The following is a 21,199-nucleotide window of genomic DNA, read 5'->3' on the forward strand; positions in this document are numbered from 1 at the left end:
GACAAAAAACCGAACGGCCGACTCATCATGAGTCAGCCGTCGGTTGGCGTTTTTTACAGGATGTTGAACGGGATGGTGGTTACGAGGCGGAACTCGTTGATGCTGCCATCCAGCTGATTATCACTGGCACGGTGCGCAGTGTAGGTTGCGCGGATTGCTGTAGCTTTGAGCGGACCACTTTGAACGGCATAGGCAGCACCGATCCCGTATTCGTAGTGGTGTTCGCCATCCATCGCCAGCACGCTGTCGTAAGCGCCGCCTTTGTAGTGAGTGCCGTCGATGCCCCAACCACGAGCGCTGTAGATGTTGAACTTCAGGCCTGGCACGCCATATTCAGCCATGTTCAGACCGTAAGCGACCTGGAAGGATTTCTCGTTCGGGCCGTTGAAGTCCGAGAGCAGGGAGTTGGCCAGGTAAATACCGTTGGTTTCGTGCAGGTAGTCGAAGTACTCGTCACCGTTAATTTCCTGGTACGAGAAGGTCAGGCTATGGGCCTGGTGAGTCAGACCCAGCGACAGCGAGTAGGTGTCGTTGTCGATTTCGCCCAGCTTCTTTTTGCCTTCATCTACGGTCTTGTAGTAGTTCAGACCGGTAGTCAGGCTGAGGATCTGGCTGTCGCCCAGTTCGTGGGTAGCGCCGAAGTAGTACTGTTTCCACATGTCTTCAGCCTGAGTTGCCCACAGGCTGGTTTTCAGACTGGCAAACGGCTGGTAGGAAATACCAGCGGTGTTGACGTGATCAATTTCAATGAGCGTGTCAGCATATTCGGAGCGGAACTTGCGCTGGCTTTCTTCCATACGTGGCGAGTTCTTGTCGAACGTGGCGATGTCGAAGGTCAGGTTTTCCAACTCTTCGCTGTGCAGGCTGACACCTTGGAAGCTCGAAGGAAGAGCGCGGTTGCCGATCACATCGACCATCGGGCTGCTGAAGTTTTGGCGGCCGGCGGTCAGAGTGGTATTTGAAACCCGCGCCTTGACGTTGGCCAGACCCAGTTTGCTCCACTGTCCCTCCGCATCGCCACCATCTCGGGTCAGGGTCCGGTTGTTACCGGAGGCGACGTTAGGAATCGGCGCCCCACCGACGTTTGCAGCGAGGTTTTTGCGATCACGCTCAAGAGCTACAGCGTTGTAGACCGCCACTTCAGTGCTGATGCCGACAGTACCTTCGGTGAACCCCGAGTTGTACTTGAGAATCGTGCCTTGTACCCAGTTGATCCGGCGATCAGTAAGTTCGGTTGTACCGTTTTTTTGGTACTTGAACTTGGCACCACGTTTCAATTGCTCATTGGCGTACCAGTTACGCGTCGTACCGGAAATCGACTGTCCTTCGACGAAGCCGGTTGCTTCAGCCTGGGCGCTCTTGGTGTTGACGGTCACCGGGGTGAACGCCTGACTTTGGGTTTCCGCATAAGCCGTGGCGGTGATGCTGCTGATGGCCAGGGCCAGTATCGCGGTGCTGCTCAGTTTCATGGGTGAAGCTCCTTTACTTTCTTTTTATGCCGGCTTTTTTTGGTATGCCGGTTATTGGTTTAGAACTCATTCACACATCGCAAACGTTTGCAAAAGGCCGGATTGGCGAATTTCGGCAAAGCGCTTGCGTGAGGGGCTAGACAGCGCCCCCCAGCGTTGCGGCTAATCGTCTGGTTTAATCGATACCGACACCCGAGAACACGTTGCGACCGAACGGGCTGACTTTGAACCCTTCGATCCTGGCGCTTAACGGTTGGTTGACCGTCGAGTGGGCGACAGGCGTGATCGGCACTTGCTGTTTAAGCAATTGCTGAGCCTGTTTGTAGAGCACGGTGCGCTGGTCGCGGTCGGTGACGATCTTGGCCTCTTTGATCAGCTTGTCGTAAGCCGGATCGCACCACATCGAGTAGTTGTTGCCGCCGATGGCGTCGCAGCTGTACAGCGTGCCGAGCCAGTTGTCCGGATCCCCATTGTCACCGGTCCAGCCGATCAGGCTGATGTCGTGCTCGCCGTTCTTGGTGCGCTTGATGTACTCGCCCCATTCGTAACTGACGATCTTCACTTTCAGACCGATCTTCGCCCAGTCTGCCTGGAGCATTTCAGCCATCAGTTTGGCGTTGGGGTTGTACGGACGCTGCACCGGCATCGCCCACAGGGTGATCTCGGTGCCTTCCTTGACGCCAGCGGCCTTGAGTAGCTCTTTGGCTTTTTCCGGGTTGTAGGCGGCGTCTTTGATGCTGTCGTCGTAGGACCATTGGGTCGGCGGCATGGCGTTGACGGCCAGTTGGCCGGCGCCTTGATAAACAGCGTTGAGAATCCCCTGTTTATTCACAGCCATGTCCAGCGCCTGACGCACTTCGAGCTGGTCGAAAGGCTTGTGGCGCACGTTATAGGCGATGTAGCCGAGGTTGAAGCCTGGCTTGGAAATCAGTTGCAGTTTTGGATCGGCCTTCAGCGCTTCAACATCGGCAGGGCGCGGATGCAGGGTGATCTGGCACTCGCCCGCCTTGAGCTTCTGCACGCGGACCGAGGCGTCGGTGTTGATTGCAAAGATCAGGTTGTCGAGTTTGACCCGGCTCGGATCCCAGTAATGTTTATTACCGGTGTAACGGATGTTCGAGTCTTTCTGATAACTCTTGAACACGAACGGCCCGGTGCCGATCGGTTTCTGGTTGATGTCGCTCGGTTTGCCTTCAGCCAGCAGCTTGTCGGCGTATTCGGCGGACAGGATGGCGGCGAAGCTCATGGCGATGTTCTGAATGAACGCGGCGTCGACACTGTTGAGCGTGAACTCCACGGTCAGCGGCCCGGTCTTCTCGACCTTGGCGATGTTCTTGTTCAGGCTCATCCCGTTGAAATACGGGAACTCGGTTGGATAAGCCTTACGGAAAGGTTGCTGTGCATCGAGCATGCGATTAAACGTGAACAGCACGTCGTCGGCGTTGAAATCGCGGGTTGGCTTGAAGTACGGCGTTGTATGAAATTTCACACCTTCACGCAGGTGAAAGGTGTACTTGAGACCATCCTCGGAAATGTCCCACTTGGTGGCCAGACCGGGTACGACATTGGTCGCGCCTTTTTCGAACTCGACGAGACGGTTGTAGATCGGTTCGGCGGCGTCGTTATCCGTCGCTGTTGTGTACTGCGCGGTATCGAAACCGGCCGGGCTGCCTTCGGAGCAGAACACCAGACTTTTGCTGGCGGCGAAACTGGCGGACGAGGCGGCCAACAGGCCGGCGCCCAGCAATGCGGAAAAAACCAAGGTATGGCGCATGACGCTCCCTCTTTTTTAGTGTTGTTCAATGCGCCGCCGTCCCATCCGGAGACGTTTGGCTGCATCGAGCTCAATCCAGTACGTACGGCAAACCGGTGGCCCACACAGAAACTGGTCAGTACCCGACGGTAGGGGCCGCGGTCCTGGCAGTAAATGCGTAAATGCCTTAAAGCTCGTAGGAAAAGGCGACACGTCCTATACCGCTGCGGTAATCCACAGTGGAATTGGCTGTAGGCAATTTCCTAAATTCCCGGCAGGTAAAACAGCGGCGACGTTAAAAACGTCGCCGCTGCAGTGCCTTATTTGCTGACGCTGACGCCGTAGAAGGAGTTCAAGCCGAATGGGCTGATCTTGAAATCCTGCACGTTGGCGCGCATGGGTTGATACACCGTCGAGTGAGCGATAGGTGTCATCGGGACTGCATCTTTGAGGACGTGTTGTGCCTCTTTGTACAGTTCGGTGCGCTTACCTTGGTCGGTTGTGCGCTTGGCTTCTTTGACAAGGCCGTCGAACTTCTTGTCGCACCACTTGGAGAAGTTGTTGCCGCTGAGCGAATCGCAACCGAACAGCACATTCAGCCAGTTGTCCGGATCACCATTGTCACCGCTCCAGCCAATGATCATGGCCTGGTTCTCGCCACCTTTGGAGCGCTTGATGTACTCGCCCCACTCGTAGCTGGTGATCTTCACTTTCAAGCCGATCTTGGCCCAGTCGGACTGGAGCATTTCAGCCATCAGTTTGGCGTTCGGGTTGTACGGACGCTGAACCGGCATCGCCCACAGCACGATCTCGGTACCTTCCTTGACGCCGGCTTCCTTGAGCAGCTGTTTGGCTTTCTCAGGATCGTACTTGGCATCTTTGATGGTGGTGTCGTAAGACCACTGGGTCGGCGGCATGGCGTTGACGGCGAGTTGGCCGGCGCCCTGGTAAACCGAGTCGATGATCTGTGGTTTGTTCACAGCCATGTCCAGCGCCTGACGGACGCGCAGGTCAGCCAGTGGGTTGGCTTCGTTGCTGCCCTTGACCTTGTCCATCACGTTGTAGGCGATGTAACCCAGGTTGAAACCAGCCTGGTCAGGCATCTTCAGGGTCTTGTCTTCTTTCAGCGCTTTCAGGTCGGCCGGACGCGGGAACAGAGTGACCTGGCACTCGTTCTTTTTCAGCTTCTGAATACGTACCGACGGGTCGGTGGTGATGGCGAAGATCAGGTTGTCGATCTTCACATCCTCAGGCTTCCAGTAATCCTTGTTGCCGGTGTAACGGATGTTGGAATCTTTCTGGTAGCTCTTGAACACGAACGGACCAGTGCCGATCGGCTTCTGGTTGATGTCGGCAGCCTTGCCTTCTTTCAGCAGCTGCGCTGCGTACTCGGCGGACTGCACCGAGGCGAAGCTCATGGCCATGTTCTGAATGAATGCAGCGTCGACTTCTTTCAAAGTGAACTTGACGGTGTGGTCGTCGACTTTGTCGATCTTGGTGATGTTGGTGTCCATCCCCATGTCGGTGAAGTACGGGAATTCGGTCGGGTACGCCTTACGGAACGGGTCATCCTTGTTAATCATGCGATTGAAGGTGAACAGTACGTCGTCGGCGTTGAACTCACGAGTCGGCTTGAAATACGGGGTGGTGTGGAACTTGACGCCTTCGCGCAGGTGGAAGGTGTACGTCAGGCCGTCATCGGAAATGTCCCACTTGGTCGCCAGACCAGGAATCACGGCGGTGCCGCCGCGCTCGAACTGGGTCAGGCGGTTGAACATGGTTTCGGCTGAGGCGTCGAAGTCGGTTCCGGTGGTGTACTGGCCTGGGTCGAAACCGGCCGGGCTGCCTTCGGAGCAGAACACCAGGTTAGTCGCAGCGGATGCGAAAGGTGCGGAGGCTAACAAGCCTGCGCCGACTAAAAACGGAATGACCGCGTGTTTAAGCATGTTGGCCTCATGATTTGTTGTCATTTTTTAGTTGTGAGGTACGACCTCGTGAGTCGTGCCTGCGGATACTTATGCAGGGGCCATACCCAATGCAAGATCCAGAGTGTGAGTGAGCGTTAAACCGTGGCACGAACGTACCTTAATGTCGCATCTGTATAACTTCTGACGCATTTGACCGTTTGCGGGTGGTTTTTACGGTGCAAATGAAGCCCCAAAACGGTGCGTTGGTCACGTTGTGCGCGCCGCCTTGGGGCTCGGTGTTACTTATTTATACCGACGCCATAGAAGGGGGTTAGACCGAAGGGGCTGATACGGAAGTCGGTGACTTCCTTGCGCAGTGGCTGGAACACCGTTGAGTTGGCAATCGGTGTGATCGGCACTTGCTGTTTAAGGATCAGTTGCGCCTGTTGATACAGTTTTACCCGCTGCGCTTTGTCGGTGGACAACTTGGCTTGTTGCACCAGTTTGTCGTAGGCCGGATCGCACCATTTGGCGTAGTTACTGCCTTTTACCGCCGCGCAGCTGTAGAGCACGCCAAGCCAGTTGTCCGGGTCACCGTTGTCACCTGTCCAACCGTAGATCATCGCGTCGTGTTCGCCATTTTTCGCGCGCTTGATGTACTCGCCCCATTCATAGCTGACGATGTTGGCCTTGATGCCGATTTTCTCCCAATCCTGCTGGATCATCTGCGCCGACATGCGCGCATTCGGGTTCGAAGCGCGTTGCACTGTCATTGCCCAGAGGTTGATGGTTGTACCCGGCGCAACCCCTGCTTCTTTCAGTAGCACCCGGGCTTTGACCGGGTCGTAGGGAGCGTCCTTGATGGTCGGGTCATACGACCATTGCGCCGGCGGCAAGGCGTTTTGCGCCAACTGGCCGGCGCTTTGGTAAACGGCTTTGATGATTGCCGGTTTGTCGATGGCCATGTCCAGCGCCTGACGCACCTTGAGCTGATCGAGTGGCGCGTGGGTGGTGTTGTAGGCGAGGAAACCGAGATTGAAACCGGCCTGTTTGAGTACGCGCAGGTTCGGGTCTTTTTCCATCACTTCGATGTCGGCCGGGCGTGGGTAGCCGCTGACCTGGCATTCGCCGGCCTTGAGTTTTTGCAGGCGTACGGCGGCGTCCGGGGTGATCGAGAAAATCAGGTTATCGATCTTCACGTCCTCGGGTTTCCAGTAGGCCGTGTTGGCGGCGTAGCGGATCTGCGAGTCCTTCTGGTAGCGCTTGAACACGAACGGGCCGGTGCCGATGGGTTTCTGGTTGAGGTCGGCGGCTTTGCCTTCTTTCAACAGTTGTGCGGCGTATTCGGCTGATTGCACTGAGGCGAAGCTCATGGCGAGGTTTTGCACAAATGCGGCGTCGACGTTGTTGAGGTTGAAGCGCACGGTGTTGTCGTCGAGTTTTTCTACCGATTTGATTGTGGTGTTCAGGCCCATGTCGGTGAAGTAGGGGGATTCGGCGGGGTAGGCCTTGCGGAAGGCGTTTTCCGGGTCGAGCAGGCGCTGGAAGGTGAAGAGCACGTCGTCGGCGTTGAAGTCTCGGGTGGGTTTGAAATAGTCGGTGGTGTGGAATTTTACGTTTTGGCGCAGGTGGAAGGTGTATTGCAGGCCGTTGCTGGAGACGTCCCATTTTGTCGCCAGGCCGGGTTCGATGTCGGTGCCGCCGCGTTTGAATTGGGTGAGGCGGTTGAAGACGGTTTCGGCAGAGGCGTCGAAGTCGGTGCCGCTGGTGTATTGGCTGGGGTCGAAGCCTGCGGGGCTGGCTTCGGAGCAGTAGACCAGGGTTGTGGCGGCGTTGGCGATCGGGGTTATGGCTGTTAGTGCGAGGGTGATTAATAGTGGTTTGAGGGTGAATCTTTCCATGGAGTCCCCGGGGATTTGGAGGTGGTTGTCGGTTTAGGTTAGCGGGGATTTGGGGGTGTTCGGAAATATCGTTTTTCCTGTTGGAGTGTCTATCTCGGTATATGTAGGGGGCTTTTTCGGGTACATATCCGTTGCTGCGGTAACGGCGGCTTAGGGTTCCGCCCTTACGGCGGGTCACCTTTTCCAAACGCCGAAAAGGTAACCCAAAAGGCTTGCTCCTGCGTGCGGCCCGCTCGCTGGGGCTCGGGGTTCCTTCGCTGCGGTATTGATCCGGGCGCAGCGCCTACGGTTTGCTTCGCTGCACCTCCTCTCGCTGTGTTTGGCTGCGCCAAACGGTCGCTGCGCTCCCACGCCCGGATCAATCCCTCCACTCAGCCTTCCGACGTCGCCCGTGGATCAAGATCAAGAGCAGGCGAGCTGACACTCGGCCTATTGAGTAGTGAAGAGCGGGTGTTCGGCTTTGGTTTTGTGGTGGATTCGCCCCTCACCCCAGCCCTCTCCCCAAGGAGAGGGAGCCGATTTTTGGGCTTTTCAGAATCTGAGTTCAACGCGGTATCGCACGTCGGCGTAGCTCTCCCAAACACCTCGGTCAGTTCCCTCTCCCTCCGGGAGAGGGCTAGGGTGAGGGGCTTTTGATCTGTTTCAGAATCTGAGTTCAACACGGCAATCGCACGTCGGCGTAACTCTCCCAAACACCTCGGTCAGTTCCCTCTCCCTCCGGGAGAGGGCTAGGGTGAGGGGCTTTTGATCTGTTTCAGAATCTGAGTTCAACACGGCAATCGCACGTCGGCGTAACTCTCCCAAACACCTCGGTCAGTCCCCTCTCCCTCCGGGAGAGGGCTAGGGTGAGGGGCTTTTGATCTGTTTCAGAATCTGAGTTCAACACGGCAATCGCACGTCGGCGTAACTCTCCCAGACACCTCGGTCAGTCCCCTCTCCCTCCGGGAGAGGGCTAGGGTGAGGGTTGGCTTTTTGACTGTTTAAATCTGTGTCAGATAACCAGAACCTTCCCACAAGGTTTTCAGGTTGTCTGTCGGACGTGCGCTCTCTAGGCTCTGGTTGTCGCTGAAGACTCAGCGATCGGGAGGTGAGATTCCCGGTTATTGAATTTGGAAACCTGCACAAGCCACCCCATAATCGCCGCCAGCTCATGCTGTCAGCAGTTTTTATGGCGGCTATGTACGGGCGGACTTTTGTCCGGCCGGGTTGGTTTCCTTACCGGTAATCTCACTCCGTACATAGTTGCCACCTCATTTTCCGAGTGAGATCGGAAATGAATGGCGTCAGTTCATAAGGAAATTTTCCATGGATAAATTGATACCTGACCCACCCCTCGATACCCCACTCGAAGACGCCATCCGCGCCGACGACCAAATCAAAACCCGCGAAGCCATCAAACGCGCCCTGGATTTCTACCTCAGTCCCGAACCCCTAAAACCCCGGCAACCCAGCACGATGTTCCTGATCCAGCCGAACATCGACACCGAAAGCCTGCTGGCGCATGCCTGTGAATCACTGGCGTCGGCGAACACGTTAACCGGTAACTTTGCCGATCAGTTGGGCCGGCCTGAGCGTAATACGGCGTTGGCGATTCAGCAGATCATCATGCTGGCCGAGCTGGCGGTGAATCGGGCGCTGGATCGGGTTGATCCGCAGACATAATCAGTCTGATCCACCGCGTTATCGTTCTTCGCGAGCAGGCTCGCTCCCACATTGGAATGCGTTCAACCTGTGGGAGCGAGCCTGCTCGCGAAGGCGGCGGATTGTTCGCTATAAATCCCAGGCACAAAAAAACCGCCGATCATTCACCGATCGGCGGCTTTTTATTCAGCCCACATCAAATCACTGCATCAACACTTCAATCGAGCCATCAGCCGTCATGCTGACCTGGCTGGTGCCCGCTTCAACTTCCGGCGTCACCGGCGCTGAATCCATGGCCGCCGCTTTCATCATCATCGGTGCGCGCAGGTACGGTTGTGGATAGCCGTTGCTGTTGAGGTTCAGGTTGACGATTTTGTAACCCTTGCCGCCCAGTGCGTCGGTGGCCAGTTGCGCGCGGGCCTTGAAGGCGGTCACGGCTTCTTTGAGCAACTGGTCTTCACTGGATTTGCGGGTCGGGTCGGCGATGGCGAAGTCCATGCCGCCCATTTTCAGGTCGCCCAACAGTTCGCCGGTGAGTTTGGACAGGGCGGCGAAGTCGGCGCTTTCCAGGCGCAGTTCGGCGCGTTCGCGCCAGCCGGTGATCTTCTGGCCTTTGGTGTCGTAGATCGGGTAGCTGTTGCGGCTGCCCTGACGCAGGGTGATGTCTTTGACTTGCTTGGCCTGGGCCAGTGCCTTGTTCATGGTGGTGCTGACGTCGGCGGCAAGTTTGGCCGGGTCGGTGTTTTGCTCTTCGGTGTAGAGGGTCACGATCATCAGGTCGCGGGCGACTTCCGTGCTGACTTCGGCGCGCAGGGAAATCTGGTTGTAGTGCAGCTCATCGGCGGCCAGGGCCGGAAGGCTGGCGACGCTGCCGACGGTCAGGGCGAGAAGGGCGGCGCTGCGGCGAAATGTGTGCATGAAAGCTCCTTGATGAGGGCGCAGGTGATGGTTCGAGGGCCTGCGTGAAACCATCAGACTCTATAAAGCAGCTTCAAGTTGCAAGCGTCGAGCTGCAAGCTAAAAGCTTTTACTTATAGCTTGCAGCTCGAAACTTGCAGCTTTGCGCAGTGTGGTCGTTTGCCGCACTTTCGCCTCTGAAGGGCGCGGCTTGGTTATACTCCGTGCGATCCGCCTGGAGCGCTCATCAGGAGAGCTCATGCTCGCCCCCGTACAACTGACTTCCGCCACTCGCCAGAACCTCTGGCGACTGACTTTCATCCGCACTCTGGTGCTTGCCGCGCAGGCCGGCTCAGTTGGCCTGGCCTACTGGCTGCAATTGTTGCCATTGCCGTGGGTGCAACTGGCGATGACCCTCGGCTGCTCGACGCTGCTCTGCGTGTTCACCGCGGTGCGTTTGCGTACCTCGTGGCCAGTGACCGAACTCGAATATGCCCTGCAACTGGCCTGCGATCTGGTTATCCACAGTGCGCTGCTGTATTTCTCCGGCGGCTCGACCAATCCGTTTGTTTCCTATTATCTGGTGCCGCTGACCATCGCTGCGGTGACGTTGCCATGGCGCTATTCGGTGATTCTCTCCGGCATCGCGCTGGCGCTGTACACGGTGATGCTGACGCGCTTCTATCCTCTGGAAACATTGCCGGTAGCCCGTGAGAACCTGCAGATCTACGGCATGTGGCTGAGCTTCGCGCTCGCAGCGGCGGTGATCACCTTCTTCGCGGCACGCATGGCTGAAGAGTTGCGCCGCCAGGAAGAATTACGCGCGATCCGTCGCGAAGAAGGCCTGCGTGACCAGCAATTGCTGGCCGTCGCCACCCAGGCCGCTGGTGCTGCTCATGAACTCGGCACCCCGCTGGCGACCATGAGCGTGTTGCTCAAGGAGATGCAGCAGGATCATCCCGACCCGATGCTGCAGGACGATCTGAAGGTGCTGCAGGACCAGGTCAAACTCTGTAAAGAAACCTTGCAGCAACTGGTTCGCGCCGCCGAGGCCAACCGACGTCTGGCCATCGATATGCAGGATGTCACCGACTGGCTCGACGAAGCGTTGAACCGTTGGCACTTGATGCGTCCGGAGGCCAGTTACCGTTTCCACCGTCTCGGCCAAGGCACGGTGCCGCGCATGGCGCCGCCGCCGGACCTGACTCAGGCGTTGCTCAATCTGCTCAACAACGCCGCCGATGCCTGCCCGGAAAACCTCCAGGTCACGCTCGACTGGGATGCGGAAAACCTGACCATCAGTATTCGTGACCACGGCGCCGGTGTGCCGCTGGCTATCGCCGAGCAGATCGGCAAACCGTTTTTTACCACCAAGGGCAAAGGTTTCGGCCTGGGCCTGTTTTTGAGCAAGGCCAGCGTGACACGCGCCGGCGGCTCAGTGAAACTCTATAGTCATGAGGAAGGCGGCACGCTCACCGAGCTGCGCCTGCCTCACGGCGCCCGAGGAGACCAACATGAGTGACGAAATCCAAGTCGAAGGCGAAGAACTGCCGCATTTGCTGCTGGTCGACGACGACGCAACGTTTACCCGAGTGATGGCCCGCGCCATGGCTCGCCGTGGCTTTCGCGTCAGCACCGCCGGTTCCGCCGAAGAAGGCCTGACCATCGCCCAGGCCGATCTGCCTGACTACGCTGCGCTCGACCTGAAAATGGACGGCGACTCCGGTCTGGTGCTGCTGCCCAAACTGCTGGAGCTGGACCCGGAAATGCGCGTGGTGATCCTCACCGGTTATTCGAGCATTGCCACCGCCGTCGAGGCGATCAAGCGCGGCGCCTGCAACTACCTGTGCAAGCCGGCCGACGCCGACGACGTATTGGCGGCGCTGCTGTCCGAGCACGCCGACCTCGACAGTCTGGTGCCGGAAAACCCGATGTCGGTCGACCGCCTGCAGTGGGAGCACATTCAGCGTGTGCTCACCGAGCACGAAGGCAACATCTCCGCCACTGCCCGCGCCTTGGGCATGCATCGCCGCACCCTGCAGCGCAAACTGCAGAAGCGCCCGGTTCGTCGCTGAACCTGCGCTGAACGACTATCGCCAGCCCTCGCGATAAAACGCACCGATCTACTATGATCGGTGCGTGTCTGTTCTTTTCTATATCGAGCCTTATCCATGAATCAGAACGCTGAATATTCCGCGGTCAACGATGCTGTGCGCGGGCAGTTTTTTCGCAAGGTGTGGGCGATCATCACGCCGTATTGGCGCAGTGAAGAGAAGGGCAAGGCCTGGACGCTGCTGATTGCGGTGATCGCGCTCTCGCTGCTGAGCGTGGGCATCTCGGTGTGGTTCAACACCTGGTACAAGGATTTCTACAACGCGCTGCAAAAGAAGGACGAAGCGGCGTTCTGGCGCTTGATTCTGTATTTTTGCGGCATTGCGGCCGTGGCGATTATCGGTGCCGTGTACAGGCTGTATCTGACCCAGATGCTGACAATTCGCTGGCGGGCGTGGCTCACTGAAAAGCATTTCTCGCGTTGGCTTGCCGACAAGAATTATTACCAGTTGGAGCAGGGCGGTTATACCGATAACCCGGACCAGCGGATTTCCGAAGACCTTAACAAGTTCACCGCCACCACCTTGAGCCTGGGTATTGGTTTGCTGAGCAATGTCGTCAGTCTGGTGTCTTTTTCGATCATCCTCTGGGGCGTATCGGGCAGCATCGAAGTGTTCGGGGTTACGATTCCCGGCTACATGTTCTGGTGTGTGCTGATTTATGCAGCGGTAGGTAGTTGGCTGACGCATTTGATCGGTCGGCGCCTGATTGGCCTGAACAACAGACAACAACGATTCGAAGCTGACCTGCGTTTCTCCATGGTGCGAATTCGTGAGAATGCCGAGAGCATCGCGTTGTACAACGGCGAGCCGAACGAGAACCGCCGACTGAGCAACCGTTTCGGTCTGGTCTGGCACAACTTCTGGGACATCATGAAAGTGTCCAAGCGACTGACTTTCTTTACAGCCGGCTACAGCCAGGCAGCCGTGATTTTCCCGTTTATCGTTGCGGCACCGCGTTACTTCACCGGCAAGATCGAACTCGGTGAACTGATGCAGATCAGCTCCGCATTCGGCAACGTTCAGGAGAGTTTCAGTTGGTTCATCAGCGCCTATCAAGAGCTGGCCTCGTGGCGCGCCACCTGTGATCGTCTGCTGAGTTTCCGCCAGGCCATGACCGACAACGAAGAGCGCACCCCGGCCATTGACGTGCAGAATCAGGGCAACGAGCTGAAGGTGCACAACCTGGGGCTGGATCTGGCCGATGGCCGTCATCTGCTGACCAGCGCAGACATGACTGTTGAACCGGGTGAGCGGGTGATGCTCAGCGGGCGTTCTGGCAGTGGCAAGTCAACCTTGCTGCGGGCGATGGGACATTTGTGGCCTGCGGGGCACGGTAACATCCGCTTGCCGGCGGCGCGGTATCTGTTCCTGCCGCAAAAGCCGTATCTGCCGATCGGCACGCTGCGCGAGGCGTTGAGTTATCCACAAGCGGGCGACACCTACGCGCCGGAACGTTATGCACAAGTGCTGGAAACCTGCCGCTTGCCGCATCTGGTCGCGCGGCTGGACGAAGCCAATCACTGGCAGCGCATGCTCTCGCCGGGCGAACAGCAGCGTTTGGCTTTCGCCCGCGCCATGCTCTATGCACCGCAATGGCTGTACATGGATGAAGCGACTTCGGCGATGGATGAGGAAGACGAAGCGACGCTGTATCAGGCGCTGATTGACCAGTTGCCGGGGCTGAGCATTGTCAGTGTCGGCCATCGCAGCAGCTTGAAACGTTTCCATCCACGGCACGTGCGGATCGACAGCGGGCATCTGGTTGAACAGACCGTAACTGCCTGATCAATACACATCCCATGTGGGAGCTGGCAAGCCAGCTCCCACAGGTTTTGTATGGAAATGGAAAGTGATCGTACAACCGGCTTGAGCTATCATGCCTCCAAGCCGAATTTTCGAGACAAGATGCACACCATGGAAAACCTGATCGACACCCCGCGTCTCCCACGCAAGCGCCGCAGTCTGGCCCAGGAACTGGTGACAGTGCTGAGCGAGCAGATCCGCGATGGCCTGCTCAAGCGCGGTGACAAATTGCCTACCGAGTCGGCGATCATGGAAGCCCATGGCGTTAGCCGCACTGTGGTGCGCGAGGCGATTTCGCGTTTGCAGGCTGCAGGGCAAGTGGAAACCCGCCACGGCATCGGCACCTTTGTGCTCGACACGCCGAGCCCGAGTGGTTTCCGCATCGACCCGGCCACTGTGGTCACCCTGCGTGATGTGCTGGCCATTCTCGAATTGCGCATCAGCCTCGAAGTGGAGTCTGCCGGCCTTGCCGCGCAACGTCGCAGTGCCGAGCAACTGGCAACCATGCGCGCCGCCCTCGATGCACTCAACGAAAGCGCCGCCCACGCCAGTGATGCTGTCGCTTCGGACTTTGCTTTCCACCTGGAAATCGCCCTGTCCACCGGCAACCGCTACTTCACCGACATCATGACCCACCTGGGCACCAGCATCATTCCGCGTACGCGGCTGAATTCGGCGCGACTGGCCCACGATGATCAACAGCACTACATGAGCCGCCTGAGCCGCGAACACGAAGAAATCTACGACGCGATTGCCCGTCAGGACTCCGATGCAGCGCGCGCCGCGATGCGGCTGCACCTGACCAACAGCCGCGAAAGACTGCGCCAGGCCCATGAAGAGGCGCAGGCGCAGGGTTAGTATTTATTAGAGTTTGAGGTAAACCCGCAGCTCCGGAGACTCAGCCGTATTACCTGACGAGGTCTGCACGCTATAACTCAATTTAGCGGTGGCACTTGGTACGAGCTTTTCTGCAAATATCTTTTTCGGGATCTCGAATACAAATGGAGCATCGGCGGGTGACCCTACGGCAAGTTCCCGGCTGTATTCATTCCCTGTGGAAGTACTGACCTTGAATGTGATCTTGTCTCCCTTGCTAACATTTGGATATGACTGGACTTCGCCGTGGGCAGGATCAACCAGATTGTGAACGTAAAGTGTGAACTCTCCATTGTGCTCGATGGCTTCGCGGAGGCGGGGGGTAGCGAGTGCTTTCACTTGAACATTCATGATCGAAATTCCTTTTATAACCAATCAAACCTTTGCAATCGCGTAGTGATGACACACTACGATCGGAGTCGGTTTGTTATCTCCTGACGTCATTAGCTCAGGAGTACCCATTCTTAAGCACCTGTAAGAAATACTAGTCTCGACGAACGGTCATCATGCGAAGTGCTCACGCCAGGGGCGGTGAACGGGTCAAGCGAAAATTCACGATCAAGCCTCAATCTGCAACCTCAACACCCGCGAAAACGGCTCCATACTCGATTCATCGGAAAACTTGTAGCGCAATTCAACCTCTCTGTTCAGGTACGGCCGCAGCGCCTCTTTAGGTATCTGCAACTCGATCCCCGTCAGTTTTTCCATCTCGTCTTCGGCATCGTCCCAGGTGCCGGTGTCCACTTCCTCACCTGTCCATTCCGGCTCTTCAGGGTCGTCGCCAAGAATCGCGTAGACACTCCAGTTCGCCGGAAAATCGCTCGAATCCGGGACCTGTACGATCAATACATCGGGAACCACGGATAGCTGCAGGGTGAGGGTGTCAGAGGCAGAGGCAGAAGAGGCCATTTGCGCGAGAGTCGGCGCAGCATAATTCACAAACATTTCGGTTTCCTTCGAAGGTCCGCCACGATCCTTCGTGGCAGTCGTCGCACCTTACCCGGCGTTTCTCCAGCGTTCAGTAAACGAATCTTGACCAGACATTTCCGCGCTAAAACCCTTCAATCACGGAGCTTTGCGACGAGTTTTGCCAAGCCTTAAACAATTTTGTCCGACAAAAAACCACCCCCAACGATGAAATGCAGTTGACGGTTATCTTTTAAGTTGTACGATGACCTACAACTTCAGCGAAGGCTGAATGGTCCACTCACAAAAAACGTTGCTACCAGGGTGTTCGAATAATGAATCCACAAGAACTGAAGTCCATCCTCTCTGCCGGCCTGCTGTCTTTCCCGGTGACCGATTTCAACGCGCAGGGCGATTTCAACCGCGCGGGCTACATCAAACGCCTGGAATGGCTGGCCCCGTATGGCGCTTCAGCCTTGTTCGCCGCCGGCGGCACCGGTGAGTTCTTCTCGCTGGCCGCCAGCGAGTATTCGGAAATCATCAAGACTGCCGTCGACACGTGCGAAACCAGCGTGCCGATCCTCGCCGGTGTCGGTGGTTCGACCCGTCAGGCCATCGAATACGCTCAGGAAGCCGAACGTCTGGGCGCCAAAGGTCTGTTGCTGCTGCCGCACTACCTGACCGAAGCGAGCCAGGACGGTGTTGCCGCTCACGTTGAGGCCGTGTGTAAATCGGTCAACATCGGCGTGGTTGTCTATAACCGCAACGTTTGCCGCTTGACCGCACCGTTGCTGGAACGTCTGGCCGAGCGCTGCCCGAACCTGATCGGCTATAAGGACGGTCTGGGCGATATCGAGTTGATGGTGTCGATCCGTCGCCGCCTCGGTGATCGCTTCAGCTACCTCGGTGGTTTGCCGACCGCCGAAGTCTACGCCGCTGCCTACAAGGCGCTGGGCGTGCCGGTTTACTCCTCGGCGGTGTTCAACTTCATCCCGAAAACCGCGATGGACTTCTACCACGCGATCGCCCGTGAAGATCACGCCACCGTTGGCAAGATCATCGACGACTTCTTCCTGCCGTACCTCGACATCCGCAACCGCAAGGCCGGTTACGCCGTGAGCATCGTCAAGGCAGGCGCAAAAATCGCCGGCTATGACGCAGGCCCGGTGCGGGCACCGCTGACCGATCTGACTGGCGAAGAGTATGAAATGCTCGCCGCGCTGATCGACAAGCAAGGTGCGCAGTAACACCCGACAAAAACGCGGCCGCTGAGTAATCAGCGGCTTTTTGCGTAAAGGCTTTTAGTTTTGAGGGCTGCCCCTGTGACAAATGCAAAACGCTACGACAACTACATCAACGGCGAATGGGTTGCCGGTGCCGACTACTCGGCCAACATCAACCCATCCGAACTGAGCGACACCATCGGCGACTACGCCAAGGCTGATCTGACTCAGGTTCACGCCGCCATCGACGCCGCCCGTGCGGCATTCCCGGCGTATTCGACTTCGGGCATTCAGGCCCGTCACGATTCGCTGGATAAAGTCGGTACGGAAATCCTCGCCCGTCGCGAAGAACTCGGCACCTTGCTGGCCCGGGAAGAGGGCAAGACCCTGCCCGAAGCCATCGGCGAAGTGACTCGCGCCGGCAACATCTTCAAGTTCTTCGCCGGTGAATGCCTGCGTCTGTCCGGCGACTACGTGCCGTCGGTGCGTCCGGGCGTCAACGTCGAAGTCACCCGCGAAGCACTGGGTGTGGTCGGTCTGATCACTCCGTGGAATTTCCCGATCGCCATTCCGGCATGGAAAATCGCTCCAGCGCTGGCCTACGGCAACTGCGTGGTGCTGAAACCCGCCGATCTGGTACCGGGTTGCGCCTGGGCACTGGCAGAAATCATCTCCCGCGCAGGCTTCCCGGCCGGCGTGTTCAACCTGGTCATGGGCAGCGGTCGCGTGGTTGGCGATGCACTGGTGCAAAGCCCGAAAGTCGACGGCATCAGCTTCACCGGTTCGGTGGGCGTGGGTCGTCAGATTGCGGTCAACTGCGTGTCGCGCCAGGCCAAGGTGCAGCTGGAAATGGGCGGCAAGAACCCGCAGATCATTCTCGACGACGCCGACCTCAAACAAGCGGTCGAGCTGTCGGTGCAGAGCGCGTTCTACTCCACCGGCCAGCGTTGCACTGCCTCCAGCCGTTTGATCGTCACCACCGGAATTCACGACAAATTCGTTGAGGCCATGGCCGAGCGCATGAAGTCGATCAAGGTCGGTCACGCGCTGAAGTCCGGCACCGACATCGGTCCAGTGGTTTCTCAGGCGCAGCTGGAACAGGACATGAAGTACATCGACATCGGCCAGTCCGAAGGTGCGCGTCTGGTCAGCGGCGGCGGCTTGGTGACCTGCGACACCGAAGGCTACTACCTCGCGCCAACCCTGTTTGCCGACAGTGAAGCGTCGATGCGCATCAGCCGCGAAGAAATCTTCGGCCCGGTGGCCAACATTGTTCGCGTGGCCGATTACGACGCGGCGCTGGCGATGGCCAACGACACCGAGTTCGGTCTGTCGGCGGGTATCGCGACGACTTCGCTGAAGTACGCCAACCACTTCAAGCGGCATTCGCAAGCCGGGATGGTCATGGTCAACCTGCCGACGGCTGGCGTGGATTACCACGTTCCGTTTGGTGGGCGTAAAGGTTCATCCTATGGATCACGTGAGCAAGGCCGCTATGCGCAAGAGTTCTACACGGTCGTGAAGACCAGCTACATCGGTTCCTGATACACGCAATACCCCTGTAGGAGCTGCCGAAGGCTGCGATCTTTAAGATCAAGATCAAGAGATCGCAGCCTTCGGCAGCTCCTACAGGGAATACCAAAGAAGATTCACCCGCGCATAAAAATAATCAGTGGGAGTACATCTACATGCAATCGTCCAAGCCGACTCACGTCCGCTATTTGATCCTGCTCATGCTGTTTCTGGTGACCACGATCAACTACGCCGACCGCGCCACGATCGCCATCGCCGGCTCCAGCCTGCAAAAAGATCTGGGCATCGACGCGGTCACCCTCGGCTACATCTTCTCCGCATTCGGTTGGGCCTACGTGGCCGGGCAGATCCCCGGTGGCTGGCTGCTCGATCGCTTCGGCTCGAAAAAAGTCTATGCCCTGAGCATTTTTACCTGGTCGCTGTTCACCGTGCTGCAAGGCTTTGTCGGTGAATTCGGCATGTCCACGGCGATTGTTGCGCTGTTCATGCTGCGCTTTCTGGTCGGTCTGGCTGAAGCGCCGTCCTTCCCCGGTAACGCGCGCATCGTTGCGGCTTGGTTCCCGACTGCTGAGCGCGGTACCGCTTCGGCGATTTTCAACTCGGCGCAATACTTTGCCACCGTGTTGTTCGCACCGCTGATGGGCTGGATCGTTTACTCCTTCGGCTGGGAACACGTGTTCATCGTCATGGGCCTGTTCGGCATCGTCTTCTCGGGGATCTGGTTGAAGGTTATCCACAGCCCGCGTCAACATCCGATGGCCAACGAAGCGGAAGTGCAGTTCATCGCCGACAACGGCGGCATGGTCGACATGGACGTCAAGCAAGGCAAAAAGGCTGATGGCCCGAAGTGGGACTACATCCGTCAGTTGCTGACCAACCGCATGATGCTTGGCGTGTATCTGGGTCAATACTGCATTAACGGCATCACCTATTTCTTCCTGACCTGGTTCCCGGTGTACCTGGTGCAAGAGCGTGGCATGACCATTCTCAAGGCCGGTTTCATCGCCTCGTTGCCGGCGATCTGCGGCTTCATCGGCGGCGTGCTCGGCGGGGTGATTTCCGATTACCTGTTGCGCAAAGGCCACTCGCTGACCTTCGCCCGCAAAGCACCGATCATCGCTGGCCTGCTGGTGTCGAGCAGCATCGTTGCCTGCAACTATGTCGATGTGGAATGGATGGTGGTTGGCTTCATGGCTCTGGCCTTCTTCGGCAAAGGCGTTGGCGCATTGGGTTGGGCGGTGGTTTCCGACACCTCGCCAAAACAGATCGCCGGTCTGAGCGGTGGCCTGTTCAACACCTTCGGCAACATCGCTTCGATTACCACGCCGATCGTGATTGGCTACATCATCAGCTCCACCGGTTCGTTCAAGTGGGCGCTGGTGTTTGTCGGTGCCAACGCACTGGTGGCGGTGTTCAGCTATCTGGTCATCGTTGGCCCGATCAAACGCGTGGTACTCAAAGAGCCGCCAACCAATGGCGGTACTGAAGCCACCGGCAAATTGTCTCAAGCGCATTCCTGAGGAGCGGCGTCATGCAGTTGATTGAACATTCCGACTCGCCGCGCCACATCCGCCTGCACGAGCGGGACAATGTGGTGGTAGTGGTCAACGACCAGGGCGCACCGGCCGGCACTGAATTTGCCGATGGCCTGGTGACGCTGGAATTCGTGCCGCAGAGCCACAAGGTCACTCTGGAAGACATTCCCGAGGGCGGCGAGGTGATTCGCTACGGTCAGGTGATTGGCTACGCGTTGCAGCCGATTCGTCGGGGCAGTTGGGTCAAGGAAGATCAACTGCGCATGCCGACCGCGCCGCCACTGGACAGCTTGCCGCTGTCCACCGAGGTGCCGGACGCGCAGGCACCGCTGGAAGGCTTCACGTTCGAGGGTTATCGCAACGCTGATGGCACCGTCGGCACGCGCAATATTCTCGGCATCACCACCACCGTGCAGTGCGTTACCGGCGTGCTTGATCACGCGGTAAAACGCATCAAGGAAGAACTGCTGCCGAAGTACCCGCACGTCGATGACGTGGTGGCGCTGACTCACAGTTACGGCTGCGGCGTGGCCATTACGGCCACCGACGCTTACATCCCGATTCGCACCGTGCGCAATCTGGCGCGCAACCCGAATCTGGGCGGTGAAGCGTTGGTGATCAGTCTGGGTTGCGAGAAATTGCAGGCCGGGCAGGTGATGCATGAGGACGATGCGTCGGTGGATCTCAGCGATCCGTGGCTGTATCGCTTGCAGGATTCCAGTCACGGTTTTACCGAGATGATCGAGCAGATCATGGCGCTGGCCGAAGTCCGTTTGAAGAAACTCGACCAGCGCCGCCGCGAAACCGTGCCGGCGTCCGAGCTGATTCTCGGCATGCAATGCGGTGGCAGCGATGCGTTTTCCGGGATCACCGCCAACCCGGCGTTGGGTTATGCCTCGGACTTGCTATTGCGTGCCGGGGCGACGGTGATGTTTTCCGAAGTCACCGAAGTGCGCGATGCGATTTACCTGCTGACTTCCCGCGCGCAAACCAAAACCGTCGCTGAAGAGCTGGTGCGCGAGATGGACTGGTACGACCGTTACCTGGCCAAGGGTGAAGCGGATCGCAGCGCCAACACCACGCCGGGGAACAAGAAGGGCGGACTGTCGAACATTGTCGAGAAGTCGCTGGGCTCGATCGTCAAATCCGGCAGCAGCGCGATCAATGGTGTGCTTGGCCCTGGCGAGCGCTTCAAGCAGAAGGGTTTGATTTTCTGTGCGACGCCGGCGAGTGATTTTGTCTGCGGCACTTTGCAGTTGGCGGCCGGGATGAATCTGCATGTGTTCACCACCGGGCGAGGTACGCCGTATGGTTTGGCGATGGCGCCAGTGGTGAAGGTTTCGACGCGGACGGAGTTGGCGCAGCGTTGGCCGGATCTGATCGACATTGATGCCGGGCGGATTGCCACCGGGCGCGCGACCATCGAGGAGTTGGGTTGGGAGTTGTTTCACTACTATCTGGATGTTGCCAGCGGCAAACAGCAGACCTGGGCGGAGAAGCACAAGCTGCATAACGACATTACGTTGTTCAATCCGGCGCCGATTACTTGATGGTTTTTTGAGGGGAGGAGCAAAAACTACCCTCACCCCAGCCCTCTCCCGGGGGGAGAGGGGGCCGATCCGGGAATATTTAAGAAGTACA

At 57.8% G+C, this 21,199-nt stretch carries 16 protein-coding genes; 9 read left to right on the top strand and 7 right to left on the bottom strand.

The window, feature by feature from the left end:
- Positions 1–53: 53 nt before the first annotated feature.
- The 4 genes from U6037_RS04080 to U6037_RS04095 all read right to left on the bottom strand — a co-directional run bounded on the left by U6037_RS04080 (position 54) and on the right by U6037_RS04095 (position 7,030).
- Positions 54–1,469, bottom strand: coding sequence for an OprD family porin (locus U6037_RS04080; protein ID WP_322845890.1), 1,416 nt, complete (start codon positions 1,467–1,469; stop codon positions 54–56).
- Between the two features lie 175 nt (positions 1,470–1,644).
- Positions 1,645–3,243: an ABC transporter substrate-binding protein gene (locus U6037_RS04085; RefSeq protein WP_322845891.1), complete on the bottom strand. Its 1,599-nt coding sequence runs from the start codon at positions 3,241–3,243 to the stop codon at positions 1,645–1,647.
- Positions 3,244–3,542: 299 nt separating this feature from the next.
- Complete coding sequence (locus U6037_RS04090; protein ID WP_077571094.1) at positions 3,543–5,168, bottom strand: ABC transporter substrate-binding protein; 1,626 nt, start codon at positions 5,166–5,168, stop codon at positions 3,543–3,545.
- 260 nt (positions 5,169–5,428) lie between these two features.
- A complete protein-coding gene (locus U6037_RS04095; protein WP_322845892.1) occupies positions 5,429–7,030 on the bottom strand; it encodes an ABC transporter substrate-binding protein in 1,602 nt (533 codons plus the stop codon).
- Positions 7,031–8,335: 1,305 nt separating this feature from the next.
- Between U6037_RS04095 and U6037_RS04100 the strand changes: the two genes are divergently transcribed.
- On the top strand, positions 8,336–8,692 hold the full coding sequence (locus U6037_RS04100; RefSeq protein ID WP_127925817.1) for a DUF6124 family protein: 357 nt from the start codon (positions 8,336–8,338) through the stop codon (positions 8,690–8,692).
- Positions 8,693–8,872: 180 nt separating this feature from the next.
- Here U6037_RS04100 and U6037_RS04105 read toward each other — a convergent pair whose 3' ends face one another.
- On the bottom strand, positions 8,873–9,589 hold the full coding sequence (locus U6037_RS04105; protein ID WP_095119498.1) for an SIMPL domain-containing protein: 717 nt from the start codon (positions 9,587–9,589) through the stop codon (positions 8,873–8,875).
- 238 nt (positions 9,590–9,827) lie between these two features.
- Here U6037_RS04105 and U6037_RS04110 point away from each other — a divergent pair, with 238 nt between their 5' ends.
- The 4 genes from U6037_RS04110 (at position 9,828) to U6037_RS04125 (ending at position 14,343) form a co-directional block, all read left to right on the top strand.
- Positions 9,828–11,090, top strand: a complete 1,263-nt coding sequence (locus tag U6037_RS04110; RefSeq protein WP_242205319.1) for an ATP-binding protein — start codon at positions 9,828–9,830, stop codon at positions 11,088–11,090.
- Entirely contained in the window at positions 11,083–11,643 is a 561-nt protein-coding gene (locus U6037_RS04115) for a response regulator transcription factor (RefSeq protein ID WP_003221630.1), read from the top strand. Before U6037_RS04110 ends, U6037_RS04115 begins: the two co-directional genes overlap by 8 nt.
- Positions 11,644–11,739: 96 nt before the next feature.
- Positions 11,740–13,467: an ABC transporter ATP-binding protein/permease gene (locus tag U6037_RS04120; RefSeq protein WP_322845893.1), complete on the top strand. Its 1,728-nt coding sequence runs from the start codon at positions 11,740–11,742 to the stop codon at positions 13,465–13,467.
- 129 nt (positions 13,468–13,596) lie between these two features.
- Positions 13,597–14,343, top strand: a complete 747-nt coding sequence (locus tag U6037_RS04125) for a FadR/GntR family transcriptional regulator (protein WP_176472316.1) — start codon at positions 13,597–13,599, stop codon at positions 14,341–14,343.
- Positions 14,344–14,349: 6 nt separating this feature from the next.
- On the opposite strand, the gene U6037_RS04130 is transcribed toward U6037_RS04125, so the two are convergent.
- Positions 14,350–14,712, bottom strand: a complete 363-nt coding sequence (locus tag U6037_RS04130; protein WP_322845894.1) for a hypothetical protein — start codon at positions 14,710–14,712, stop codon at positions 14,350–14,352.
- A 207-nt stretch (positions 14,713–14,919) separates the two neighbouring features.
- Positions 14,920–15,306, bottom strand: coding sequence for a hypothetical protein (locus tag U6037_RS04135; protein ID WP_322845895.1), 387 nt, complete (start codon positions 15,304–15,306; stop codon positions 14,920–14,922).
- 296 nt (positions 15,307–15,602) lie between these two features.
- Here U6037_RS04135 and kdgD point away from each other — a divergent pair, with 296 nt between their 5' ends.
- From kdgD to garD, 4 genes are all read left to right on the top strand, one after another.
- Complete coding sequence (kdgD, locus tag U6037_RS04140) at positions 15,603–16,514, top strand: 5-dehydro-4-deoxyglucarate dehydratase (RefSeq protein WP_016984321.1); 912 nt, start codon at positions 15,603–15,605, stop codon at positions 16,512–16,514.
- A gap of 75 nt (positions 16,515–16,589) precedes the next feature.
- Positions 16,590–18,035, top strand: a complete 1,446-nt coding sequence (locus U6037_RS04145; RefSeq protein ID WP_322845896.1) for an aldehyde dehydrogenase family protein — start codon at positions 16,590–16,592, stop codon at positions 18,033–18,035.
- A gap of 143 nt (positions 18,036–18,178) precedes the next feature.
- Entirely contained in the window at positions 18,179–19,543 is a 1,365-nt protein-coding gene (locus U6037_RS04150; protein WP_064119343.1) for an MFS transporter, read from the top strand.
- Between the two features lie 11 nt (positions 19,544–19,554).
- A complete protein-coding gene (gene garD, locus U6037_RS04155) occupies positions 19,555–21,108 on the top strand; it encodes a galactarate dehydratase (RefSeq protein ID WP_322845897.1) in 1,554 nt (517 codons plus the stop codon).
- Positions 21,109–21,199 lie beyond the last annotated feature (91 nt).

The sequence above is a fragment of the Pseudomonas sp. B33.4 genome (genome assembly GCF_034555375.1).
Lineage (GTDB): Bacteria > Pseudomonadota > Gammaproteobacteria > Pseudomonadales > Pseudomonadaceae > Aquipseudomonas.

What these genes read in the sequence shown, in the direction of transcription:
- U6037_RS04080 (WP_322845890.1), bottom strand. Translation starts at nt 1,469, where the DNA reads ATGAAACTGAGCAGCACCGCGATACTGGCCCTGGCCATCAGCAGCATC.
- U6037_RS04085 (WP_322845891.1), bottom strand. Translation starts at nt 3,243, where the DNA reads ATGCGCCATACCTTGGTTTTTTCCGCATTGCTGGGCGCCGGCCTGTTG.
- U6037_RS04090 (WP_077571094.1), bottom strand. Translation starts at nt 5,168, where the DNA reads ATGCTTAAACACGCGGTCATTCCGTTTTTAGTCGGCGCAGGCTTGTTA.
- U6037_RS04095 (WP_322845892.1), bottom strand. Translation starts at nt 7,030, where the DNA reads ATGGAAAGATTCACCCTCAAACCACTATTAATCACCCTCGCACTAACA.
- U6037_RS04100 (WP_127925817.1), top strand. Translation starts at nt 8,336, where the DNA reads ATGGATAAATTGATACCTGACCCACCCCTCGATACCCCACTCGAAGAC.
- U6037_RS04105 (WP_095119498.1), bottom strand. Translation starts at nt 9,589, where the DNA reads ATGCACACATTTCGCCGCAGCGCCGCCCTTCTCGCCCTGACCGTCGGC.
- U6037_RS04110 (WP_242205319.1), top strand. Translation starts at nt 9,828, where the DNA reads ATGCTCGCCCCCGTACAACTGACTTCCGCCACTCGCCAGAACCTCTGG.
- U6037_RS04115 (WP_003221630.1), top strand. Translation starts at nt 11,083, where the DNA reads ATGAGTGACGAAATCCAAGTCGAAGGCGAAGAACTGCCGCATTTGCTG.
- U6037_RS04120 (WP_322845893.1), top strand. Translation starts at nt 11,740, where the DNA reads ATGAATCAGAACGCTGAATATTCCGCGGTCAACGATGCTGTGCGCGGG.
- U6037_RS04125 (WP_176472316.1), top strand. Translation starts at nt 13,597, where the DNA reads ATGGAAAACCTGATCGACACCCCGCGTCTCCCACGCAAGCGCCGCAGT.
- U6037_RS04130 (WP_322845894.1), bottom strand. Translation starts at nt 14,712, where the DNA reads ATGAATGTTCAAGTGAAAGCACTCGCTACCCCCCGCCTCCGCGAAGCC.
- U6037_RS04135 (WP_322845895.1), bottom strand. Translation starts at nt 15,306, where the DNA reads ATGTTTGTGAATTATGCTGCGCCGACTCTCGCGCAAATGGCCTCTTCT.
- kdgD (WP_016984321.1), top strand. Translation starts at nt 15,603, where the DNA reads ATGAATCCACAAGAACTGAAGTCCATCCTCTCTGCCGGCCTGCTGTCT.
- U6037_RS04150 (WP_064119343.1), top strand. Translation starts at nt 18,179, where the DNA reads ATGCAATCGTCCAAGCCGACTCACGTCCGCTATTTGATCCTGCTCATG.
- garD (WP_322845897.1), top strand. Translation starts at nt 19,555, where the DNA reads ATGCAGTTGATTGAACATTCCGACTCGCCGCGCCACATCCGCCTGCAC.